This window comes from Paenibacillus tyrphae, from assembly GCF_000722545.1.
GTDB lineage: Bacteria > Bacillota > Bacilli > Paenibacillales > NBRC-103111 > Paenibacillus_G > Paenibacillus_G tyrfis.
Map to the genome: position 1 here is coordinate 532,044 of NZ_JNVM01000004.1, position 21,586 is coordinate 553,629.

Consider the following 21,586-nt stretch of genomic DNA (forward strand, 5'->3'; position numbering starts at 1 on the left):
GGCATCGGGCCATGAACTTATTCGATTTATCGGGAAAAACGGCAGTTATCATCGGAGGCAACAGCACCTTAGGCGGAACGATGGGGATTGCGCTGGGCGGACACGGGGCGGATGTCGCGGTGGTCGGGCGCAATATGGAGAAATCCGAAGAAGTTGCGAAGCGGATCGAAGCAGCTGGCGGACGGGCCAAGTGCTTTTCGGCGGATGCGACGAATGCCGAGGACTTAAAGCGGGCGTTGTCCGAGGTGCTTGCGTGGACGGGACGCTGCGATATTTTGATGAACTGTCCGGGCAAAAACAGCGCGACGCCGTTTTTTGACATTTCGATGGACGAATGGGATTCGATTATGGAAGTGAATCTCAAAAGCGTCGTGTTGGCGTGTCAAATTTTTGGGAAGCATATGGTGGACAAGGGCGAAGGAGGCAGCATCATTAACATCTCCTCCGTATCTTCGGATCCGCCGCTGTCCAAAGTGTTCACGTACTCCGCTTCCAAAGCGGCGGTGAACAACGTCACCCAATTTCTGGCGCGTGAGTTCGCTCCAGCACGCGTACGAGTCAACGCCATCATTCCGGGCTTCTTCCCGGCCGAGCAAAACCGCAAAATTTTGTCTCCCGAGCGTGTCGAATCCATCATGCGCCATACGCCGATGAACCGTTTCGGCGAAGCGGAAGAGCTTCAGGGCGCAGCCGTGTATCTGGCTTCGGAGAAAGCTTCGAGTTTCGTCACCGGCACAGTGCTGCGGGTGGACGGGGGCTTCGGAGCGATGACGATTTAAGGGTGGGAAAAAGCGGTTTTCAAAAAGGAAACGAGGCTTGCGGTGCAGCAATATCAATCTCCAGGCGCTCTTGAAAATGGATTCCATCGAACTTACCTTGCGGTAAGAATCCTTTTTCAAAGGCGCCACGTAAACTTTCCGATTGATATTCTGACCTTCGGCCGAACCTTTTCGAAAACCGCTAGCTGCAACCCCGTAAATCGTCAAAATTAAATATAGAAAAAGGAAGGAAGAGAAACCACAATGTCCAAACAACAAGTCGGCGTTATCGGTCTTGCGGTCATGGGGAAAAACCTGGCTCTGAACATCGAAAGCAGAGGCTTCACAGTGTCCGTCTTCAACCGTTCGCGGGAGAAAACGGATGCGCTGCTCGCTGAAGCGCAAGGCAAGAACCTGGTCGGTACATACAGCATCGAGGAATTCGTGGCTTCGCTCGAAACGCCTCGCAAAATTTTAATCATGGTGCAAGCGGGCCATGCTACGGACGACACGATTAACCAGTTGGTTCCTCATTTGGAAAAAGGCGATATTATCATCGACGGCGGCAACGCATTTTTCCCGGACACCCAGCGCCGCAACAAGGAGCTGGAAGCGCACGGCCTTCGGTTTATCGGTACGGGCGTATCCGGCGGCGAGGAAGGCGCGCTGAAAGGCCCTGCGATCATGCCGGGCGGGCAAAAAGACGCCTACGAGCTGGTTGCTCCGATTCTGACGGCCATTTCGGCCAAAGTCAATGGCGACCCTTGCTGCACCTACATCGGACCGGACGGCGCCGGCCATTACGTCAAGATGGTGCATAACGGCATCGAGTACGGCGACATGCAGCTCATCTGCGAAGCTTACCATCTGCTCAAAGACGTGCTTGGCGTCAGTACGCAGGAGCTTCATGAGATTTTCGCCGATTGGAACAAGGGCGAGCTGGACAGCTACCTGATCGAAATCACAACCGACATTTTCACCAAATACGATTCAGAAACGGGCAAGCCGATGGTCGATGTCATTCTCGATTCCGCCGGCCAGAAGGGTACGGGCAAATGGACAAGCCAAAGCGCGCTTGATCTCGGCGTTCCGCTGTCCATCATTACCGAATCCGTCTTCTCCCGCTTCATCTCGGCCATGAAAGAAGAGCGCGTTGCCGCAAGCAAAGTGCTGAACGGACCGAAGCAAGCGGCGTTCGACGGCGACCGTGCGGCGTTTATCGAAGCGGTACGGAAGGCGCTGTATGCGAGCAAAATTTGCTCTTACGCGCAGGGCTTCGCCCAAATGAGAGCGGCAAGCGAGGAATACAACTGGAGCCTGGACTACGGCAGCATCGCGATGATTTTCCGCGGCGGCTGCATTATCCGCGCCCGTTTCCTGCAAAACATCAAAGATGCGTACGATCGCGACCCGGAGCTGAGAAACCTGCTGCTTGACGAATACTTCAAGGGCATCGTAGAGCAGTACCAAGACGCTTGGAGAAGCGTCGTCGCAACGGCAATCACCCGCGGCGTGCCGGTTCCGGCCTTCGCTTCCGCGCTGGCTTACTACGACAGCTACCGGACCGAGCGTTTGCCGGCCAACCTGCTGCAAGCGCAGCGCGATTATTTCGGCGCGCATACCTTCAAGCGGGTCGACAAAGAAGGCACCTTCCACTTCCACTGGATGGAAAACTAAGCGGCTACAGGTGCCTTTTGATGCGGTCCGGCTTGACCGGATGCAGACCGAAGGACGCTTCGTATAGCCAGCTCTTGAGCCGGTCGGCTTCCATATCGTGGCCGCTCCGCCGCTGAATGAGCATCAAAGCGATTTCGGCAAAATATCTGAAGTTTTTGAGCAGCCGTGGCTGGGAAAGATCCGTCAAGTTCGGGTCTTCCTCGGCCACCTTTTTTTTAATATACTCCAGCATCCAGACGATTTCTTCTCGGCATAAGGGTCGTGTGGGATCCATGATTTGTTCCAGCTTGTGCTCGGTCCAGTCTGGACCGGCCGCGCTGGTCTGCGGTAGAGCGCCTTGCGTCATATGACCGTGTTCTCCCTTCGGGAAATATGCATTAAACATCATGACTGATCTGGCTGGAATTTATTCACAACCATCTTATGTTTTTGTCAAACTTTCTATTCACACGGTGTCGGCTATGATATGATAGGGTCAGTTGAATGATGCGAAAGTCAGAGGTGCAGGGAAGTGGAATACCGTAACATCGTGTTGGTCGGTATGATGGGAACCGGCAAATCGTCCGTCGGACAAGCGCTCGCTTCGAGGCTGAACTGGGTGTACGAGGATACGGACGCTGCCACTGAGCGGGCACAGGGAATGAGCATTACCCGAATGTTTGCGGAGCTCGGAGAGCCCTTCTTCCGCAAAGCGGAAAGCGAGACGATCGAACGAACGCTGCAAGGTCGGCATCAAGTAGTTGCCACTGGAGGCGGGGCCGTTCTAGCAGAGCAAAACCGGATTCTCATGCAGCGCAGCGGCCTGGTTGTCGCGCTGAAGGCGTCCGCCGAAACAATCATCGAGCGGGTCCGGTCCGATCAAAGCCGTCCTTTGCTGCAAGGCGGGGTCGAAGAACGCGTCCGCCACATTATGGAGAGCCGCAAGCACGCGTACGATTTTGCGGATCTCCATGTGGAGACGGACGGCAAGAGCGTCGGGCAGATCGTTGACGAGATTTGCAGCCGTTTGGAGCAGGAGCGGGCTTAAAGCTGCTCCCACTCCAGCATGCCCCCGGTCATGTTGACAAGCCCAGTGAAGCCTTGGGCTTCCAAATATTCAAGCGCCCGTCCGCTGCGATTGCTGCTGCGGCAGACAAGAATCGTTTCGCTGTGCTGCGGGATTTCGTCAAGGCGCTGAGGGATTTCCATCAAAGGAATATGCTTGGCTCCCGGAATCATGCCGAGTGCGACTTCTTCCTGTTCGCGCACGTCGATGATGGTAAGCTTTTCGCCGTTTTCAAGCCGTTGCTTAACTTCTTGCGGGGTAATCGTATGCATCAATACAGCCTCCTTCTCGTTCGGCTTGCGGCCGACTTGCCTTCATCATAAAAAGAAAACGGCAGCGTGTCAAACGAAGCGGAACGCCTGTCGTTGATGACGCTTATTTCGAATGGGGACGATATGGGATGACCGTACTTTATATAGGTCTGGCGGGAATCGCCGGAGCGTTGGCACGGTACGGATTATCCGTTGCGATGAATCCGCAGCAGGTCTCCTCGCTGCCATGGGGAACGCTGCTGTGCAACCTGGCCGGCTGCCTGACGCTTGGTTTTCTGGCCTATCTGCCCGGTTTGAAGCGGTATCCGAGCCTTCGCGCCGCGCTGACGACCGGATTCGTCGGAGCGTTTACGACCTTCTCGACATTAAGCTGGGAGCTCGTATCCATGCTCCAGCAGCAGCTTTGGACGATCGCCACACTCTATTTTATCGTCAGCCTGTGGGGCGGAATCGTCTGCGTTCGTCTCGGGCGCCGGTTCGGCTTAAATTTGACGGCGGTAAAAAGGGGTTCTGAGGAATGATGTCGAATACGTTAGGAACGCTGCTGCTCGTAAGCGCAGGAGGCTTTGCCGGCGCCGTTGCAAGGTATTGGATCGGCAGCCGGATCGCGGAACGGCTTAAAACTTCTCTGCCATACGGAACGCTGACGGTCAATCTGGCCGGTTCGTTCCTGTTGGGCGTCCTGTGGGGAGGAGGGGCAGACGGTCGGCTGATGGCGCTCCTTGGCAGTGGGTTTATGGGAGCATTTACGACCTTTTCGACGTTAAAGCTGGAAAGCGAAGCGCTGCTTCGCCAAGGCGAAAGCCGGACGGCCTGGCTGTATATGGGGCTGTCGTATACACTCGGTTTGCTGCTTGCTTATGCAGGCTATATCCTTTCACTTACATATATAAAGCTCTGACGGACAAGGAGAGATACTTTACGATGAAAGCCATTGTCAAACCGACCCCGCGTCTGGACGGGACGATTAACGCCCTGTCTTCCAAAAACTACACGACCCGCTATTTGCTCATCGCCGCGCTGGCGGACGGGACGAGCACGGTGCACTTTCCGGCCCACAGCGAGGATAGCGACGCGATGCGCCGCTGCATCCGGGATTTGGGCGCCGTCCTGGAAGAGGACGACGAGAAGATGACGATCCGCGGCTTCGGCCGTCATCCGAAGCATGTGAGCGAGCTGAATGTCGGCAATGCGGGAGCGGTGCTCCGCTTCTTGATGTCGGTCGCCGCTTTCTGCCCGGAGGTGACGTTCATTAACGCTTATCCGGATTCCCTCGGCAAACGGCCCCATGACGATCTGATCGATGCTTTGAAGCAAATGGGTGTCGAGGTCGAGCACCGCGAAGGAAAGCTGCCGATTACGATTCGGGGCGGCCATCCGCACGGCGGAAAAATTACCGTTTCCGGGAATGTCAGCTCGCAATTTTTAAGCTCCTTGCTGTTCGTTGCTCCTCTGCTGGACGAGGATAGCGAGATTACGGTACTTCACGATCTGAAATCGAAAATTATCGTCGGCCAGACGCTGGAAGTCATTGCCCAAGCGGGCGTGAAGATCGAAGCGTCCGACGATTTGATGCATTATAAAATTCCGGGCAACCAGCAGTACAAGCCCCAAAGCTATACGGTTCAGGGCGACTATCCGGGCTCTGCCGCCATCCTGGCCGCAGCGGCCGTGACGCATTCGGATGTGACGGTGCTTCATCTGGCGGAGCAAAGCAAGCAGGGCGAGCGGGCCGTCGTCGATGTGCTCCGCGCAATGGGCGTCGATCTTACCCACGAGAACGATACCGTTCGGATTCGCGGCAATCAGAAGCTGACCGCAGGCGAATTCGACGGGGATCATTTCACCGACGCCGTGCTGGCGATGGTTGCGGCGGCGGTATTCGCGGAGGGTACGTCCCGTTTCTACAATGTAGAGAACCTGCGGTACAAGGAATGCGACAGAATTACAGATTTTGTAAACGAGCTGCGCAAAGCCGGGGCCGATGTGGAGGAAAGACAAAGCGAGATCATCGTCCACGGACGTCCGCAGGGCGTAACGGGCGGCGTCGAGATTAACGCGCACTACGACCACCGCGTCATCATGGCACTTACCGTCGTCGGCCTCCGCTCCGAGCAAGGCTTGATTATCAACGACGCGCACCATGTGGCCAAATCTTATCCGCATTACTTCGAGCATTTGCTCTCGCTCGGGGCGCAGATCGAACTGGTTCAAGAGTAAGGTGCTGCGCGCCTGCGTTGCTCTATCCATCATCATGATCGGCATGCTGATCGTAACGAGGCGGTGAAGGACGTGACCGTATTGTGGAAAGGAATCCAGGTCACGCTTGCTTTATTTCTCATCACAGGGCTTCTCTTTGCCAGCGGTGTATTTGGCGTACTGCTTTACGCTAAACTAACGGGACAGACATGGTTCCGGGACCCGACCGTCGCCTACGCGGAGCAAGAAGCTGCCGCAGCTAAGGCAGCCGCAACCGCTGCACCGCCTGAGGCGAAGCCTGTCGAGCGGCCGAAAAGCGTATTGCTGGAAGCGCCGCATATTCGGCAGCTGCCTGAGCTTCCTTCCGGATGCGAAGTGACGAGTCTTGCGATGCTGTTGCAATTTTACGGTGTTGACAAATCCAAGATGGATTTGGTTCCGGAGATGAAAAAAGATCCGACCCCGATCCGCTATAACAAAAACGGCTCGATCGCTTACTGGGGCAATCCGAACACCGGATTCGTCGGAGAGGTGACCGGTGCAGCTAAAGGCTTCGCGATTTATCACACCGCATTGTTTGAGCTGCTTAAGGCTTATGTTCCTACGGCGCAAGATCTGACCAAGGAACCGTTCTCGAAGCTTGAAGACCAATTGATTCAGGGTGTGCCATCCGTCGTCTGGACGACCATCAATTATAAGGTTCCGGACAATTGGATCGTGTGGGATACGCCGATCGGACCGATCGAAACGACTTTTATGGAGCATGCGGTGCTGCTGGTCGGCTTTGACGAACAGTACGTATATGTCAACGACCCGCTTGCCGGCAAAAGCAACAAAAAAATCGATAAAGAAGCGTTTATCGCAACATGGGATGCGATGGGACGCCAAGCGATAAGCTATACGAAGGCGAAATAAATTCATGAAGCGAGGAGCGATTTACGTCATGGCTTTTGAAAATCCACCGCGGGAACGAATCAAAGAACTATTGGCAGGAGCAGGCAACGTAGCGGTCGTCGGGCTGTCCGACAAGCCCGACCGCGTATCTTACATGGTTGCGGAAGCCATGCAGAAGAAGGGTTACCGCATTATCCCGGTCAATCCGACCGTAAGCGGATCGATTCTCGGGGAAACTTGCTACGCGTCGCTAACCGATATTCCCGAACCGGTGGATATCGTGAACGTATTCCGCCGCAGCGAACAGGTCGTTCCCGTAGCCGAGGAAGCGGTGTGGATCGGGGCCAAAGTATTTTGGTTGCAACAGGGGATCTTTAACGAAGAAGCGGCGGATATTGCCCGTGCAGGCGGTCTTGAAGTGATCATGGACCGCTGCATCAAAGTAGAAGACTCGATTTTGCTGCCCGGAGGGAAATAATTTGTTCCGGTCAGACGTTCGTCAATATTTATCGGTTTACTTGGTTATGGATCTCTCGGGTCACGAAGGGAAATCGGCGCTAGAGATTGCCCGGGCGGCACTGGACGGGGGCGTAACGATGATCCAGCTTCGCGAGAAAAAAGCGCCTTTGTCCCGCGTCATCGAAGAAGGCAGAGCGCTGCGGGAGCTTTGCCGGAAATATGGCGTCCCGTTTCTGGTTAACGACCGGGTCGATGTAGCGCTCGCGCTGAACGCCGACGGCGTGCATGTCGGCCAGGACGATCTGCCGGGATCGGAAGCCCGCAAGCTGCTCGGCGTGGATAAGATCATCGGTATCTCCGCCGGCACGATGGCTGAAGCGGAGTGGGCCATGGCTCAAGGCGCGGATTATTTGGGCGTGGGCGCCGTGTATTCCACCCTCACCAAAGGGGATGCCGGGGCGCCGATAGGCACCGGGCTGATTTCGGAGATCAAGCAGCGCTGGCCGCATATTAGCATGGTCGGGATCGGAGGCATTGACGCTTCCAATGCGTCGCCCGTCATTCAGGCCGGCGCCGACGGAGTAGCCGTCGTATCGGCTATCGTTCGGCAAAGCGATCCTTGCTTGGCCGCCCGGCAGTTAAAGCAGGAAATTTGTCCCGGACGATCCTAAAAAAAATAAACGGCAAGTAATAAAATAAATCCTCCTTGAAGACAATAAGAAAGGCTTCTGGAATGGAACGGAACAACGACCCAGCACCGGAAGACTTCCAATAATAAACTTCGAGGAGGATTTTTTCGCATGCACCAACAAGGCTTCCAAAGCAGCTACCAAAACCAATTGGGTACGTCCGGTCTTGCAAGCTCCCAATACACGAAATACCAACCGGTCGGTTATGTACAATCCCAATACAACCAGTCGTTGAATCAATCCGGAATCGGGCAGCAATACGGAGCGGGGGGCCAGCAATACGGAGCGGGACAGCAGTACTCGCAATTCCAAAACCCGCAATCGTACCATACGGCCAACTACCGTGGCAATCAACAAGGCCATGACGCCTATCTTCGTTCCGATTCCACACAGCCGGCCCAAAGCCAATTCGGGATCGGTGCAAGCCAATTCGGCGCTTCTGGCGCTTCTTACGGAGCCGGACAACAGTACGCGCAATTCCAAAACCCGCAATCGTACCACACGGCCAATTACCGCGGGGATCAGGCGGGCCATGACGCTTACCTGCGTTCCGATTCCACGCAACCGGCTCAAAGCCAATTCGGGGTCGGAGCAAGCCACTTCGGCGCGACAAGCTTTGCCGGCCAAACCCAATTTAGCCAGCCTTATGGCATTTCCGGGCAATCGTATTCCCAATTCCAAAGCCCGCAACCGTACCATATGGCCCACTACCGCGGCAATCAGCAAGGCCATGACGCTTATCTTCGTTCCGACTCCAGCCAACCGGCTCAAAGCCACTTCAGCACTGGCGCAACGGGGATCGGCACAACCGGTTTCGGCGCAAGCGCCATGGGCTTTAACAGATTCTAATTTTTATCGGCAAGCAGCCTCGAACAGGCGGGCCCAAGCGGCCCGTCTTCTTTGCGTTTTTCCCTGAACTTACGGTTTGACAAAAAACGGTTCTGAGCGTACCATCGTTAGTATGAAAGGGGGAACGGACCGATTTGAATTGGATGGGAAACTTGCAGCAGCTTGGCCGGTCGCTTATGATGCCGACCATTACCCTTCCCGTTGCCGCTATCTTGCTGCGCCTCGGTACCCTGCCTTGGGATCGGATTCATATGCCCCGCGTCGGGGAAATTTTATTGCTCTGCGGCACAACGATCTTTACGTATTTGCCGCTTATTTTTGCGGTCGGCGTTGCTCTGGGGCTGACGGAAAGCGCAGGTATCGCGGGCATGTCGGCGCTTATCGGCCATTACATGTTCAGCGAAGCGACGCAGCGTTACCTCGGCGATTCGTTTCAGCTCGGCGTTCCCGGCGGAATCCTGATCGGATTGCTGGCCGCCGTCATTTATCATAGGGTAAAGCACATTCAGCTTCCCGAATCGATTCAATTTTTCGGTGGTCCCCGCATGGTGCCGCTGCTGATGGGGCTTGCCATTTTTTTATTGATCCTGCTGATGATTCAAGTTGGTCCTGTGCTCGAAACCGGGATGGAGAAGCTCACGAATTTTATTCTGGGGCTCGGCGGCTTCGGCGCATTTTTATACGGCATTATTCACCGTCTTCTGGTCCCATCCGGACTGCATCACGTGTTTAACAACTTTTTTTGGTTTCAGCTCGGTGCTTACAACGATGCGGAAGGAAAGCCTGTATTCGGCGACTTGCCCCGTTACTTTGCCGGTGACCCGACAGCGGGAGTGTATATGGCCGGCTTGTATCCGATCATGATGTTCGCGCTGCCAGCCATTGCCTTGGCGATTATTCAGGAAGCGCGCGAGGATTTAAAGCCGAAAATTCGCACGACATTCTTGACGGCGGCATTCGCCTGCTTCTTAACCGGGGTGACCGAGCCGATTGAGTTTGCGTTTTTGTTTGTGGCGCCGTATCTGTTTTTCGTGCATGCGATTCTTTCGGGATTGGCGATGTGGATCGCTTACGTGCTCGACATTCACCACGGCTTCTCCTATTCGGCGGGAGCGATCGATTACTTGATCAATCTGCACTTGTCGACCCGGGGCCTGCTGTTGATTCCGATCGGGCTTGCTTACGGCATCGTCTACTATGTACTGTTCCGCTGGGCGATCCGCCGCTTCCGTATCCCGACGCCCGGCCGTGAAGAAGGCTCGCAGCTCGAAGAATGGGCCGGGGATATACCATACCGTTCGCCGCTCATTTTGCAGGCGCTTGGCGGCAAAGAAAACATCAAGAGCATCGAAGCGTGCATTACCCGTTTGCGGCTCACGCTAGTCAATGACCGCCAGATGGATGTGTCGGCGCTTCGGCTGCTCGGCGCGGCCGGCGTCATTCGTTTGGGCGGGGGCAACGTTCAGGTCGTGTTCGGGACGTATTCGGAATTGATCCGCGAAGAGATGATCAAGTCGATGCGCAAAGATATTCAGCAAGTGCTGTTCAGCTCGCCGATGCAAGGGCGGATGATCCCGCTGGAGGAAGTGCCGGACAAAATTTTCGCCGGGAAGCTGGTAGGAAACGGCGTCGCTTTTTTCCCTGATAAAGGAGAGCTCGTGTCGCCTGTAGCCGGTAAAATCATTCACGTATATCCGACGCTTCACGCCCTTGGGATCGAAACGGAGCAGGGACTTCAAGTGCTCCTTCATATCGGAATCGATACCGCCGGCCTGCAGGGCAAATATTTTACCGCTTACGTGAAAGAAGGAGACGTGGTCGAACCCGGCCAACTGCTCGTCAGGTTCAATCTGCAGAAGGTGAAGAAAAACTGCAAGTCGCTCGCGACGCCTATGCTCATCACGAACGTCGATATGGTGAGATCATGGAGCTTCGCGCCATACAAAGCCGTGAAGAAAGGACAGGCGTCGGTCATGTCCGTCATGCTGAAAAATACCGCTACAACAGGAGTTACAGGGGGAGGGAACGCTTATGGTTGAGGGGATCGGGGCTTCGTCGGGGATTGCAATGGGCAAAGCTTTCGTTATTCCAACCTGGGAATGGGACTTTCCCGAAAAGCTGATCGACGTCACGGACTTAGCGTATGAATTCGAAAGGTTATATGACGGAATCCGCCATTCCAAGGACGAGATCGAACTGATCAAACAGGAATTCGTCAGCGTGCTGGGCGAGGAGCAAACGCAAATTTTCGATGCGCATCTGGCCATCTTGGAAGACCCGATTTTCATGAACGAAGTGCAGGGGATTATGCAGCGGCAGTACAAAGCGGCCGAGGTCGCCGTCAAAGAAGCGATTGACAAGTTCGTAGGAATGTTCGATCTGCTCGACGACGGCTATATGAAGGAGCGCGCGCTCGATATTAAAGATGTCGGCAACCGGCTGCTTAAGCATTTGCTGGGAGCGCTCGAAGAGACGCTGCCGCCCAAGGATCAGCCCTATATTCTCGTAGCCAAAGAGCTGATTCCGTCCCAAATGGTGCATCTGGACGTGAGTCTGGCGCTAGGGCTGGTCACGATGCTGGGCGGCAAAACGTCGCATGTGGCGATCATGGCCCGCGCGATGGGCGTTCCGTACGTTCTCGGGCTCGAAGGCAAGCTGCAAACGCCGATTCAAAACGGCGACTATCTGATCATCGACGGCGACGAGGGCGTCGTCTATGTGAATCCGGCCGACGCTGTGATCGAGAAGTACAAGGCGCGTAAGGAAACGTGGAAAGCCGTTCAGGAGCAGCTGCAAAAGCTGGCCCATTTGCCTACCCGGACGGAGGACGGAAGGCAGATGCATTTGGCGGCCAACATCAGCTCGGTGAAGGAGCTGGAGCTGGTCATGAAGAACGGCGCTTCCGGCGTCGGCCTGTTCCGGACGGAGTTTTTGTATATGGACCGCAGCAGCTTCCCCGAAGAAGAGGAGCAGTTCGCTGTATACCGCGAAGTGGCCGAGCGGCTGGGCGGCAAGCCGGTTGTCATTCGGACGCTGGACGTCGGAGGAGATAAGCATCTTGATTACCTGGCCCTGCCGGAGGAAGAGAATCCGTCGCTCGGCTACCGCGCGATCCGGATCATGCTGGACCGGACGGATTTGTTCAAAACGCAGCTTCGGGCTATTTTGCGGGCGAGCCATTACGGCAGCGTGAAGATCCTGTACCCGATGATTTCTTCGCTTGACGAGCTGCGCAGAGCCAATGAAGTGCTGGAGGAAGCGAAAAAGGAGCTTGCCGACGAAGGAACCCCGTTCCGCTCGGATATCGAGGTCGGCATCATGATCGAGCTTCCGGCCGCGGTCATGATCTCCGATCTGCTGGCGCAAAAGGTCGACTTTTTCAGCATCGGAACGAATGACCTGGTCCAATACGTGCTGGCTGTCGACCGGATGAACGAGACGGTGGCGCATTTGTACGACCCGTTCCATCCGTCGGTGCTCCGCATGCTGAAGATTACGGCGGATCATGCCCACAAGCACGGGACGCATATCAGCGTGTGCGGCGAGCTGGCAGGGGATGTCCGCGCTTTGCCGATTTGGATCGCGCTCGGCATTACCGACTTGAGCATGTCGGTGCAGTCGATATTGAAGGTCAAAAACAGCCTGCTCCAAAGCAGGCACAGCGACGGCGAGAAGATTTGGGAGGAGCTGGCCGGCTGTGCCAGCAGCGCCGAAGTGGTGACCGTCCTTACCAAATATTTGGAGACGGATATCGCCGATCAGTCGGGCCGCACGCGACCCGCTTGCGGTTTCTCTTAAGCGCTGTTGATTTTTGCGATATTAGCCATGGTTGGGAGAGAATGGGATGAATCTTGCGGGACATAAAGTGCTTGCGTTTGTTGACGAAGAGTTTGAAGATCTGGAGATGTGGTATCCGGTGCTGCGGCTGCGGGAATCCGGGCTTGACGTACATCTGGCCGGCCCCAAGGCGGGTACCGTCTATCATGGAAAATACGGCGTACCTTTGACGACCGAGTATGCCTTGGACGAAGTGAAGTCCGAAGACTATATCGGTCTTTACGTGCCGGGAGGCTGGGCGCCGGACAAACTGCGCCGCTATGCTTCGGTACTGCGGCTGACCCGTGAATTTCACGAAGCGGAAAAACCGATTGCGCACATTTGTCATGCGGGCTGGGTGCTCGTTTCGGCGAAAATATGCCAGGGCTACACCATGACTTCTACGCCGGGCATCAAGGACGATCTGGAAAATGCGGGAGCGATTTGGGTCGATCAGGAAGCGGTAGTCGACCGGCACATTGTGTCCGGACGCAGACCTCCCGATCTTCCGGCATTTACCAAAGCGTTCGTAGACCGTTTGGCGCAATATGCCGAGGAGCATAAGGGATGAACATGATCGTCAGGTGGCTGCCTTCCGTCCTGTGGATGGCAGTTATTTTTTATTTGTCCTCGCGAACCGGCGACGATCTTGGGGGATGGCTGGATGAAATACGCCTAATTATTCCTTCGATGGAAGGGTTCGATTGGGGCCATTTCGTTTCTTACTTTATATTGGCTTGGACTTATTTATGGGCACTTCGTCCCAAGCGGCTGTCCTTTCTGGCGAAGTTTACGGTCGTGCTGCTGTGCGTGCTTTACGGGGTGACGGACGAGTATCACCAATCGTTCGTGCCTGGGCGCACGCCGGATATCATGGACATCCGCAACGATGGGATTGGAGCCGCTCTGGCGATGCTTGCGCTATCGCTGCCTTTTGTCCGGCGCGCTTACGAGCGCCTGTGTGCTAAATATTACTAGCCTCGCGGCGGCAGGAGTTTGTTCGCGAAGGTAGAATATTTGTACATAAGCAGGATAAACGGATGCACCGTCATAGACGACGGTGGCGCGTTTGTCGGGACCGTCGGAATCAACGGATTCCGGTCGTTTGAGAAAGGTTTGGCGTTGCTGCCAAAAGGAGTGGTAGTTGTTGCATAAGCCGTGCAAGTGTGGGAAGGCGATGAGCATTCGTCTTCGTACCGTCATTTACCAAAACAAAGTCGAGATCGGGAACGTTCCGATTTTCTCGTGCGACACCTGCAACCGCAGCGAGGTGTTTGCCGAAGTGAAGCCGGATTTGACCGGACTCATCGGCAAGCTCGGCAGCGAGCCGGAGAAGCAATTGCTTCAGTTTGACGATGTGTGCGAAGTCGCCCATTTGATGGTCAAAGTAACGGAGAAAAAAAGGGCAGCCGACCCTGTAGAGACAATAATCCAAGAAAGAATCAACGAACTGCTTGATCTGCTGCTGTTGGCCCAGTCGCTGGACGACGGAGGATGGATTGACGACGTCCGCAAAAGACTGTCGCAAATCGCCAAGCATTCGGTAACGGTACACGATTTTTGAAAGCCGCTGCTCCGCAGTTGGCTTTTTTTGTGTCTTTTTGATACTATATTCGTAGGACTATGACCAATTCGTTGCGAAAACAAGCATTTTGTCGTATGATAAGGCTAAATGACATGATCGCATTATACTTTTTAGAACAATGGAGAGAATGGCCGTGACTGTGACAATTTATGATGTAGCCAGAGAAGCAGGCGTTTCCATGGCAACCGTTTCCAGGGTTGTCAACAATAACCCAAACGTGAAGCCGCAAACGCGCAAGAAGGTGTTTGAGGCGATCGAGCGTTTAGGCTACCGTCCGAATGCCGTAGCAAGAGGCTTAGCCAGCAAGAAAACGACAACGGTCGGCGTGGTCATTCCCGATATTTCCAACTCGATCTTTTCCGAGGTTGCGCGCGGCATCGAAGATATCGCGAATATGTACCACTACAATATTATTTTGTCCAATGCGGACAAGAAGAAGGAAAAAGAAATTCGTGTGATTAACACCTTGCTGGAGAAGCAAGTGGACGGACTGCTCTTCATGGGCGGGGCGATTACCGAGGAGCACATTCAGGCGTTCAAGACGTCTTCGGTGCCGGTGGTGCTGTGTGCGACGGCGGATGAACAGCGGACGATTCCTTCGGTTGATATCGACCATGAGAAGGCGGCGTTTGATGCCGTGAACGTGCTGCTGGAGAACGGACACCGCGATATCGCCATGATTTCCGGCACTTTGCAGGACCCGGCCAACGGTTACGCCCGTTACCAAGGATACAAGAAAGCGCTCGAAGCCGCGAACATTCCACTGCGCGAAGAGCTGGTCCGCATCGGGAACTACCGCTATGAATCGGGCCTTGAAGTAACGAAGTACTTTCTGGAGTTGGACAACCGTCCTACGGCGATCTTTGCCGCAACGGACGAGATGGCGATCGGAGCGATTCACACGCTCCAGGATAACGGCTTGAAGGTTCCGGAAGACATGTCCGTCATCAGCGTGGATAACATTCGGATGGCTTCGATGGTTCGTCCGCTGCTGACAACGGTTGCTCAGCCGATGTACGACATCGGTGCCGTGGCAATGCGGTTGTTGACCAAGCTGATGAATAAAGAAACGAAGGATGCTTCGGAGCTATCGCAAGTTATTTTGCCGCATGAAGTGATTTATAGAAATTCGGTGGCTCATCGCTAATATGAGCCACTTTCTTTTGTAAAAAGGGGGATTCTGGGTTGACGTACGGTAAATTAGGCGTCATCGGCGCGATGAAGGAAGAAATCGAGCTGTTTCATGAGCATATGGAGCAGGTGCGGGAATCCGCGAAGGCTGGGATCACCTTCTACGAAGGCGTGTTCCACGGTAAAAGCATCGTTCTGTGCAAATCGGGCGTAGGCAAAGTGAACGCTGCCGTAACGACGCAGATTTTGATCGATACATACGGCGTGGAAGCCGTAATCTTCACCGGAGTGGCAGGGGCGGTCGACCCGTCGCTGAACGTCGGCGATATCGTGGTGTCGACGGAGTGCCTTCAGCACGATATGGATGTGACCGCGCTTGGATTTCCACGGGGGACGATTCCTTACGAGGCGACGTCGGTTTTTGCCGCCGATATGGGACTGCGCAGCGCCGCGGCCAGAGCGAGCCGGGAGCTGTTCGGGGCGGTTAAGGAAGGACGCGTGCTTTCGGGCGACCAGTTTATCGCCAGCCGGGAGACGGTCCAATTGCTGCATAATGAGCTTCAAGGCGCGTGCGTCGAGATGGAGGGCGCGGCGGTCGCACAGGCTTGCTCGATGAACGGCATCCCGTTCGTCATCATCCGTTCCATGTCCGACAAGGCGGACGGATCGGCGCACGTCAATTTTGCGGAATTCACCGTGCAGGCTTCCGAGAACTCATACCGTATTGTGGATCAAATTGTCAAGCGTCTGCCATAGGTCTGTCGGATACCGGAAGCGGTCCAAACCAGAGATAGTAGAAGGAGAGAATATAACGATGTCATCCGTAACGATGGAACAATTGGTCGCTTTGGCCAAGCACAGAGGCTTTATTTTCCCGGGCTCCGAAATTTACGGTGGTCTTGCCAATACGTGGGACTACGGTCCGCTCGGCGTTGAGCTGAAGAATAACATTAAGCGCGCTTGGTGGAAAAAGTTCATTCAGGAATCCCCGTACAATGTCGGTCTCGACGCGGCTATTCTGATGAACCCTCAAGCTTGGGTCGCATCCGGCCATGTGGGCAACTTCAACGACCCGATGATCGACTGCAAGCAGTGTAAAGTGCGTCACCGCGCCGACAAACTGATCGAGAACGCTTTGGCGGAAAAAGGCATCGAAATGATCGTCGACGGTCTATCGTTTGTCGAGATGGAGAAGCTGATCACCGAGCATAAGATCGTTTGCCCGGACTGCGGAGCGTTGGATTACACCGAAATTCGCCAGTTTAACCTGATGTTCAAAACGTTCCAGGGCGTGACCGAATCGAGCGCGAATGTCGTTTATATGCGTCCGGAGACGGCGCAGGGCATTTTCGTCAATTTCAAGAACGTACAGCGCACCATGCGCAAAAAGCTGCCGTTCGGTATCGGCCAAGTCGGCAAAAGCTTCCGGAACGAAATTACGCCGGGGAACTTCACTTTCCGCACGCGCGAGTTTGAACAAATGGAGCTTGAATTTTTCTGCAAGCCGGGCGAAGACCTGCAATGGTTCGAATACTGGCGTGCGTTCTGCCGCGACTGGCTCTTGAACCTCGGCATCACGGAAGGAAATATCCGCCTGCGCGACCACTCGGACGACGAGCTGTCCCATTATTCCAATGCGACGACGGATATCGAATACAAATTCCCGTTCGGCTGGGGCGAGCTGTGGGGTATCGCCGACCGCACGGATTACGATTTGAAGCAGCACATGACGCATTCCGGCGAAGATTTCAATTATATCGAGCCAGAAACGAACGAGCGGTATGTTCCGTACTGCATCGAGCCGTCGCTGGGTGCGGACCGGGTAACGCTGGCGTTTCTGATCGACGCATTCGAAGAGCAGAAGCTGGAAGGCGACGACAGCCGGACGGTATTGCATCTGCATCCGGCGCTGGCGCCTTATAAAGCGGCGATTTTCCCGCTGTCGAAGAAGCTTTCCGACGGAGCCAACCAAGTATTTGCCGATTTGGCGAAGCACTTCCTGGTCGATTATGACGAGGCCGGTTCGATCGGCAAGCGTTACCGCCGTCATGACGAGATCGGTACGCCGTTCTGCATTACGTACGACTTCGAATCGGAGCAGGACGGTCAAGTGACCGTTCGCGACCGCGATACGATGGAGCAGACGCGGATGCCGATCAGCGAGCTCAAAGCGTTTATCGAGTCGAAAGTACAGTTCTAATCTACAAGACTAAACAGCCCGCGCCAATACGGCCGCGGGCTGTTTGCATTTTCATAGAACGAACCAAGGTACTTGTACGGCAATTATGCTGCGAGTTAAAGAACTAGGCCAAATAAAGCGAGGCAATTTCTTTGGTATGCCGGTTTTTCTCGGCAATTTCTCGCCGCCTCGGAATCGGATCCCAGGTATGCACCGCGTCGAGCCACGTAGTTGGAAGCGCTTCACCGTAATACGGCTGCCACTTCGCTACCCAGTCGGCCGGCAGGGCCATATCTGGGTTCTGCTCCAGCTGCCGGAGCAGGGGATGCTCGCTCATTTCCAGCCAGAGGAGGCTCCAGGCTCTCGGGACGACGCGCCAAATATCATAGCCTCCGCCGCCGAGCGCTACCCACCGGCCTTGGCAGTGTTCATGTGCCAGTCGATGGATGATGCGCGGCATCGCCCGGTAAATTTCCATGCTGCAGTGAATATGAGCCAGCGGATCGTAGGCATGGGCATCGCAGCCGTGCTGGGAAACGATAAGATCCGGCTTAAACTGCGCCGCCGTCTTGACAAGCACTTCCTCGAAGCATTCCAGCCACGATTCGTCCTCGGTAAAGGGCTCCATCGGCACGTTGATCGTCGTTCCAAAGCCCGTCCCGTCGCCGCGCTCGTTCACCGCTCCCGTACCGGGAAACAAATATTTGCCCGTTTCATGAATCGAGAACGTACAGGTGTCCGGATCGGTGTAGAAGCTCCATTGAACGCCGTCGCCGTGATGCACGTCGGTATCGATGTACAGGACGCGCGCACCATACTTGCTCTTGGCATGCGCTATGGCTACGGCTGCATCGTTGTAGACGCAAAAGCCGGCTCCTTTATGCGGCATGGCATGGTGCAGCCCGCCTCCCAAATGCAGGGCGTGCTCGGCTTCTCCGCCGAGCACGGCATCGATCGCCCGAATCGAGCCTCCGACCAGAAAGGATGTGGCCTGGTGCATTCCCGGGAAAAAGGGCGTATCCTCCGTATCCAGCCCGTATTTTCCTGCCTGATGCAGCCACTCTTCCGTCGGCTGGTCGGCGCTTAATGCCTTGACGGCATTGACGTATTCCTGCGAATGCACCGAGCAAAGCTGCGTTTCGTCGGCCGGCATCGGCCGGATCAAACTGTCGCGGGACAGCGCTTTCGCCTTGCGCAGCAGGTCGACCGTCAGTACCAGTCTTAGCTGATTAAACGGGTGACTGTCGTTGAACTTGTAGGCGACTTCATTCTCGTCGTAAACAAACAAAGCTTTTGCACTCATGCTATTCGCGCTCCCATCAGTACATAAACCGCTGCCGGAATCGGACCCGGTCGAATTGCTCCACGGAAGACAGCGGCACATTTTTGCCGATGCGCACCATCAGGCAGTTGGCCGGATGAGAGCAGATTTCCGGATCGTCGGTAGCATACCAGACCATATCGACGCTTTTCATCAGCTTCTCCATCATATCCCGGTACTGCCAAACGGTAAGTCCGCTTTTTTCCAAGTCCCAATGCCAGTAATATTCGGTCGTAAACGTGATGACATTCTCAAGCTGCCCGTCCTCGAAGGCCAGTCGGATCAGCTTCTTGCCAAGGCCAAGTCCCCGATAGTCGTCCGCCACCTCGATCGCGCCCAGCTCGACCAAGTCCTCCATATTTCCTTCCGACCAGCGTTCCATCTCGTCGGGGTAATGGAATGTGACGTAGCCGACAATCTGCGTCGAAATCCTCGCCAGAACGATTCGTCCCTCCGGCAGCCCGGCAATTTCGACAAGCGCCTCGAACTGCTCTTTGGGCCTTCGGAACGCATCCAGATCCGGATGCATCGTGTAATCGCGGAGCTGCTCGGGAGGCACGGGGCCCTCCAGAATGATTTCGCCGTTCTGATACGGAATAACTTGGGAATGATACAATTTAACATGCTCCATCTGTGGCGATTCACTCCCTTCCAGAACTTCACCTTAAGAATAACAAAAAAATAGTCGGATAAAAAGTGTTGTGGTATAATATGTTTTAGTGCGTATGAAAGCGTTTCATCAAAGTGAAAAAAAAGAGAGCTTTGGGGAGGAAATGGTCATGGATCATACGAATGTCGAAATCATTGCACCCGTAGCAACATCGCCCAACATGAAAAACTACGAGGAAGAACGCGCCCAATTTCAATGGGCGGATATCGAGAAAGCATTCACATGGTCCCAAACCGGTAAGGTGAACGTCGCTTATGAAGCGATTGACCGCCACGCCGATTCGCAGCGCGGAGACAAGATCGCTCTGTACTACAGCGATGACCACCGAGATGAAAAGTATACGTTCAAGGAAATAAAAGCCCAGTCCAACCGGTTCGGCAACATTCTGCGCAAGCTTGGCGTAGTGAAAGGCGACCGGGTCTTCATCTTCATGCCGCGTTCGCCGGAGCTTTACTTTGCCTTGTTCGGCACGATCAAAGTCGGAGCCGTGGTCGGTCCGCTGTTCGAAGCGTTCATGGAGACGGCCGTCAAGGATCGTCTGGAGGACAGCGAGGCGGTGGCGATTATTACGACGCCTTCGCAGCTTTCGCGTGTGCCTGTTCAAGACCTCCCGCATTTGAAGCATGTGATCTTGGTCGGAGAAGATTTGTCTTTATCCGAAGGCCAGGTCGATTATTATAAAGAAATGGCCACCGCTTCCGAAGAGCTCGAGATCGAGTGGGTGGAACGCGAAGACGGATTGATCATTCATTATACATCCGGTTCTACGGGCAGGCCGAAAGGCGTATTCCACGTCCATAACGCCATGCTGCAGCATTATTATACCGGGCGTGTCGTGCTGGATCTTCAGGAGCAGGACATTTATTGGTGTACGGCGGACCCGGGTTGGGTGACCGGAACGTCCTACGGTATTTTTGCGCCATGGCTCAACGGTGCGACCAACGTCATCCGCGGAGGCCGCTTCTCTCCGCAGAACTGGTACGGTACGATCGAGAAATACAAGGTCACGGTATGGTACAGCGCACCGACGGCTTTCCGTATGCTAATGGGCGCCGGCGACGATACGATGAAGCAGTTTGATCTGAGCTCCCTTCGTCACGTGCTCAGCGTAGGCGAACCGCTGAACCCGGAAGTCGTCCGCTGGGGGCTGAAGGTGTACAATCAGCGCATTCACGATACATGGTGGATGACGGAAACAGGCGGACATCTCATCTGTAACTACCCGAGCATGGCGATCCGTCCGGGCTCGATGGGCAAGCCGATTCCAGGCGTCGAAGCGGCGATCATCGACGATGCAGGCAACGTGCTGCCGCCGTACCGCATGGGCAATCTGGCGATCAAGACGCCTTGGCCGTCGATGATGCGCAAAATTTGGAACAATCCGGCGAAATATGAAGAGTATTTCCGGATCTCGGGCTGGTACATTTCCGGCGATTCCGCTTATATGGACGAAGACGGTTACTTCTGGTTCCAAGGCCGCGTCGACGACGTCATCAATACAGCTGGGGAGCGCGTAGGTCCGTTCGAGGTCGAGAGCAAGCTGGTAGAACATCCAGCGGTTGCGGAAGCGGGGGTTATCGGCAAACCGGACCCGATGCGCGGTGAGATCATCAAAGCGTTCATTGCCCTGCGCGAAGGCTATACGCCGTCCGAAGAGCTTAAAACGGATATTTCCAAGTTCGTCAAGGAAGGCTTGTCCGCCCACGCGGCGCCGCGTGAGATCGAATTCAAAGACAAGCTGCCGAAAACCCGCAGCGGCAAAATTATGCGCCGCGTGCTGAAAGCATGGGAGCTTAATTTGCCGACAGGCGACTTGTCAACCATCGAGGACTAGGAAGCTCGTCCGATCTTGGCTTTATATCGTTCATCATCAAGGGAGGATTTCTGCTGCTTCAAGCGGCGGAAATCCTCCTTTTTTTATTATCAAAAAAGGATACGAACCGCGCAAGCGGTTTGTATCCTCAGAGTGTTGAGAAATCCTAGGTTTAGAAAATCTCATAATAGAGGTGGGGTATATCCTGTAAGAGTTTACGTCCGCCTCC

23 protein-coding genes are annotated in these 21,586 nt (G+C 54.8%); 19 read left to right on the plus strand and 4 right to left on the minus strand.

Annotation, left to right across the window (positions count from 1 at the left end; all coding sequences use genetic code 11):
* The first annotated feature begins 11 nt into the window (after positions 1 to 11).
* Positions 12 to 779 carry an SDR family oxidoreductase gene (locus tag ET33_RS05720; protein WP_036677631.1) on the plus strand — a complete coding sequence of 256 codons (768 nt, stop codon included), beginning with the start codon at positions 12 to 14 and terminating at the stop codon, positions 777 to 779.
* A 243-nt stretch (positions 780 to 1,022) separates the two neighbouring features.
* Positions 1,023 to 2,435 carry an NADP-dependent phosphogluconate dehydrogenase gene (gndA, locus tag ET33_RS05725; RefSeq protein ID WP_036677633.1) on the plus strand — a complete coding sequence of 471 codons (1,413 nt, stop codon included), beginning with the start codon at positions 1,023 to 1,025 and terminating at the stop codon, positions 2,433 to 2,435.
* A 4-nt stretch (positions 2,436 to 2,439) separates the two neighbouring features.
* Here gndA and ET33_RS05730 read toward each other — a convergent pair whose 3' ends face one another.
* The gene (locus tag ET33_RS05730) at positions 2,440 to 2,781 is read right to left on the minus strand and encodes a hypothetical protein (RefSeq protein WP_036677636.1); all 342 of its coding nucleotides are present in this window, start codon (positions 2,779 to 2,781) and stop codon (positions 2,440 to 2,442) included.
* 165 nt (positions 2,782 to 2,946) lie between these two features.
* On the opposite strand from ET33_RS05730, the gene ET33_RS05735 reads away from it, so the two are divergent.
* Complete coding sequence (locus ET33_RS05735) at positions 2,947 to 3,462, plus strand: shikimate kinase (protein ID WP_036677638.1); 516 nt, start codon at positions 2,947 to 2,949, stop codon at positions 3,460 to 3,462.
* Here ET33_RS05735 and ET33_RS05740 read toward each other — a convergent pair.
* Positions 3,459 to 3,752, minus strand: coding sequence for a rhodanese-like domain-containing protein (locus tag ET33_RS05740; RefSeq protein WP_036677640.1), 294 nt, complete (start codon positions 3,750 to 3,752; stop codon positions 3,459 to 3,461). The two genes, ET33_RS05735 and ET33_RS05740, sit on opposite strands and share 4 nt — an antisense overlap.
* Positions 3,753 to 3,880: 128 nt before the next feature.
* Between ET33_RS05740 and crcB the strand changes: the two genes are divergently transcribed.
* The 15 genes from crcB to ET33_RS05815 all read left to right on the plus strand — a co-directional run bounded on the left by crcB (position 3,881) and on the right by ET33_RS05815 (position 17,574).
* On the plus strand, positions 3,881 to 4,273 hold the full coding sequence (gene crcB, locus ET33_RS05745) for a fluoride efflux transporter CrcB (RefSeq protein WP_036677642.1): 393 nt from the start codon (positions 3,881 to 3,883) through the stop codon (positions 4,271 to 4,273).
* Positions 4,270 to 4,653: a fluoride efflux transporter FluC gene (locus tag ET33_RS05750; protein ID WP_036677644.1), complete on the plus strand. Its 384-nt coding sequence runs from the start codon at positions 4,270 to 4,272 to the stop codon at positions 4,651 to 4,653. Before crcB ends, ET33_RS05750 begins: the two co-directional genes overlap by 4 nt.
* 23 nt (positions 4,654 to 4,676) lie before the next feature.
* Positions 4,677 to 5,972: a 3-phosphoshikimate 1-carboxyvinyltransferase gene (gene aroA, locus ET33_RS05755; RefSeq protein ID WP_036677646.1), complete on the plus strand. Its 1,296-nt coding sequence runs from the start codon at positions 4,677 to 4,679 to the stop codon at positions 5,970 to 5,972.
* Positions 5,973 to 6,044: 72 nt separating this feature from the next.
* On the plus strand, positions 6,045 to 6,866 hold the full coding sequence (locus ET33_RS05760) for a C39 family peptidase (protein WP_179223878.1): 822 nt from the start codon (positions 6,045 to 6,047) through the stop codon (positions 6,864 to 6,866).
* A 28-nt stretch (positions 6,867 to 6,894) separates the two neighbouring features.
* Positions 6,895 to 7,323: a CoA-binding protein gene (locus ET33_RS05765; protein ID WP_036677822.1), complete on the plus strand. Its 429-nt coding sequence runs from the start codon at positions 6,895 to 6,897 to the stop codon at positions 7,321 to 7,323.
* A 1-nt stretch (position 7,324) separates the two neighbouring features.
* Entirely contained in the window at positions 7,325 to 7,975 is a 651-nt protein-coding gene (gene thiE, locus ET33_RS05770; protein WP_036677648.1) for a thiamine phosphate synthase, read from the plus strand.
* Between the two features lie 129 nt (positions 7,976 to 8,104).
* Entirely contained in the window at positions 8,105 to 8,842 is a 738-nt protein-coding gene (locus ET33_RS05775; RefSeq protein ID WP_036677650.1) for a hypothetical protein, read from the plus strand.
* Positions 8,843 to 8,976: 134 nt separating this feature from the next.
* Positions 8,977 to 10,881 (plus strand): glucose PTS transporter subunit IIA, encoded by a 1,905-nt coding sequence (locus ET33_RS05780; RefSeq protein ID WP_036677652.1) that lies wholly within the window; start codon positions 8,977 to 8,979, stop codon positions 10,879 to 10,881.
* Positions 10,874 to 12,640, plus strand: coding sequence for a phosphoenolpyruvate--protein phosphotransferase (gene ptsP / locus ET33_RS05785; RefSeq protein ID WP_036677654.1), 1,767 nt, complete (start codon positions 10,874 to 10,876; stop codon positions 12,638 to 12,640). Before ET33_RS05780 ends, ptsP begins: the two co-directional genes overlap by 8 nt.
* A 46-nt stretch (positions 12,641 to 12,686) precedes the next feature.
* A complete protein-coding gene (locus ET33_RS05790) occupies positions 12,687 to 13,229 on the plus strand; it encodes a type 1 glutamine amidotransferase domain-containing protein (protein WP_036677656.1) in 543 nt (180 codons plus the stop codon).
* Positions 13,226 to 13,636: a VanZ family protein gene (locus ET33_RS05795; protein WP_036677659.1), complete on the plus strand. Its 411-nt coding sequence runs from the start codon at positions 13,226 to 13,228 to the stop codon at positions 13,634 to 13,636. The genes ET33_RS05790 and ET33_RS05795 overlap by 4 nt, the downstream gene beginning before the upstream one ends.
* 169 nt (positions 13,637 to 13,805) lie before the next feature.
* Positions 13,806 to 14,222, plus strand: a complete 417-nt coding sequence (locus tag ET33_RS05800) for a hypothetical protein (RefSeq protein ID WP_051775120.1) — start codon at positions 13,806 to 13,808, stop codon at positions 14,220 to 14,222.
* Between the two features lie 154 nt (positions 14,223 to 14,376).
* Complete coding sequence (gene ccpA / locus ET33_RS05805; protein ID WP_081890212.1) at positions 14,377 to 15,390, plus strand: catabolite control protein A; 1,014 nt, start codon at positions 14,377 to 14,379, stop codon at positions 15,388 to 15,390.
* 38 nt (positions 15,391 to 15,428) lie between these two features.
* Positions 15,429 to 16,130, plus strand: coding sequence for a 5'-methylthioadenosine/adenosylhomocysteine nucleosidase (locus ET33_RS05810; RefSeq protein ID WP_036677661.1), 702 nt, complete (start codon positions 15,429 to 15,431; stop codon positions 16,128 to 16,130).
* Positions 16,131 to 16,188: 58 nt separating this feature from the next.
* Complete coding sequence (locus ET33_RS05815) at positions 16,189 to 17,574, plus strand: glycine--tRNA ligase (protein ID WP_036677663.1); 1,386 nt, start codon at positions 16,189 to 16,191, stop codon at positions 17,572 to 17,574.
* 103 nt (positions 17,575 to 17,677) lie between these two features.
* Here ET33_RS05815 and ET33_RS05820 read toward each other — a convergent pair whose 3' ends face one another.
* A complete protein-coding gene (locus ET33_RS05820) occupies positions 17,678 to 18,856 on the minus strand; it encodes an acetoin utilization protein AcuC (protein ID WP_036677665.1) in 1,179 nt (392 codons plus the stop codon).
* Between the two features lie 16 nt (positions 18,857 to 18,872).
* Positions 18,873 to 19,505: a GNAT family N-acetyltransferase gene (locus ET33_RS05825; RefSeq protein ID WP_036677667.1), complete on the minus strand. Its 633-nt coding sequence runs from the start codon at positions 19,503 to 19,505 to the stop codon at positions 18,873 to 18,875.
* Positions 19,506 to 19,653: 148 nt separating this feature from the next.
* Between ET33_RS05825 and acsA the strand changes: the two genes are divergently transcribed.
* Complete coding sequence (acsA, locus tag ET33_RS05830; protein WP_036677668.1) at positions 19,654 to 21,378, plus strand: acetate--CoA ligase; 1,725 nt, start codon at positions 19,654 to 19,656, stop codon at positions 21,376 to 21,378.
* Positions 21,379 to 21,586 lie beyond the last annotated feature (208 nt).

Coding starts and splice junctions, on each gene's coding strand:
- aroA (WP_036677646.1), top strand. CDS start 4,677: ATGAAAGCCATTGTCAAACCGACCCCGCGTCTGGACGGGACGATTAAC.
- ET33_RS05720 (WP_036677631.1), top strand. CDS start 12: ATGAACTTATTCGATTTATCGGGAAAAACGGCAGTTATCATCGGAGGC.
- ET33_RS05730 (WP_036677636.1), bottom strand. CDS start 2,781: ATGACGCAAGGCGCTCTACCGCAGACCAGCGCGGCCGGTCCAGACTGG.
- ET33_RS05825 (WP_036677667.1), bottom strand. CDS start 19,505: ATGGAGCATGTTAAATTGTATCATTCCCAAGTTATTCCGTATCAGAAC.
- ET33_RS05750 (WP_036677644.1), top strand. CDS start 4,270: ATGATGTCGAATACGTTAGGAACGCTGCTGCTCGTAAGCGCAGGAGGC.
- ET33_RS05765 (WP_036677822.1), top strand. CDS start 6,895: ATGGCTTTTGAAAATCCACCGCGGGAACGAATCAAAGAACTATTGGCA.
- ET33_RS05815 (WP_036677663.1), top strand. CDS start 16,189: ATGTCATCCGTAACGATGGAACAATTGGTCGCTTTGGCCAAGCACAGA.
- ptsP (WP_036677654.1), top strand. CDS start 10,874: ATGGTTGAGGGGATCGGGGCTTCGTCGGGGATTGCAATGGGCAAAGCT.
- ET33_RS05790 (WP_036677656.1), top strand. CDS start 12,687: ATGAATCTTGCGGGACATAAAGTGCTTGCGTTTGTTGACGAAGAGTTT.
- gndA (WP_036677633.1), top strand. CDS start 1,023: ATGTCCAAACAACAAGTCGGCGTTATCGGTCTTGCGGTCATGGGGAAA.
- ET33_RS05740 (WP_036677640.1), bottom strand. CDS start 3,752: ATGCATACGATTACCCCGCAAGAAGTTAAGCAACGGCTTGAAAACGGC.
- ET33_RS05775 (WP_036677650.1), top strand. CDS start 8,105: ATGCACCAACAAGGCTTCCAAAGCAGCTACCAAAACCAATTGGGTACG.
- ET33_RS05820 (WP_036677665.1), bottom strand. CDS start 18,856: ATGAGTGCAAAAGCTTTGTTTGTTTACGACGAGAATGAAGTCGCCTAC.
- acsA (WP_036677668.1), top strand. CDS start 19,654: ATGGATCATACGAATGTCGAAATCATTGCACCCGTAGCAACATCGCCC.
- ET33_RS05795 (WP_036677659.1), top strand. CDS start 13,226: ATGAACATGATCGTCAGGTGGCTGCCTTCCGTCCTGTGGATGGCAGTT.
- crcB (WP_036677642.1), top strand. CDS start 3,881: ATGACCGTACTTTATATAGGTCTGGCGGGAATCGCCGGAGCGTTGGCA.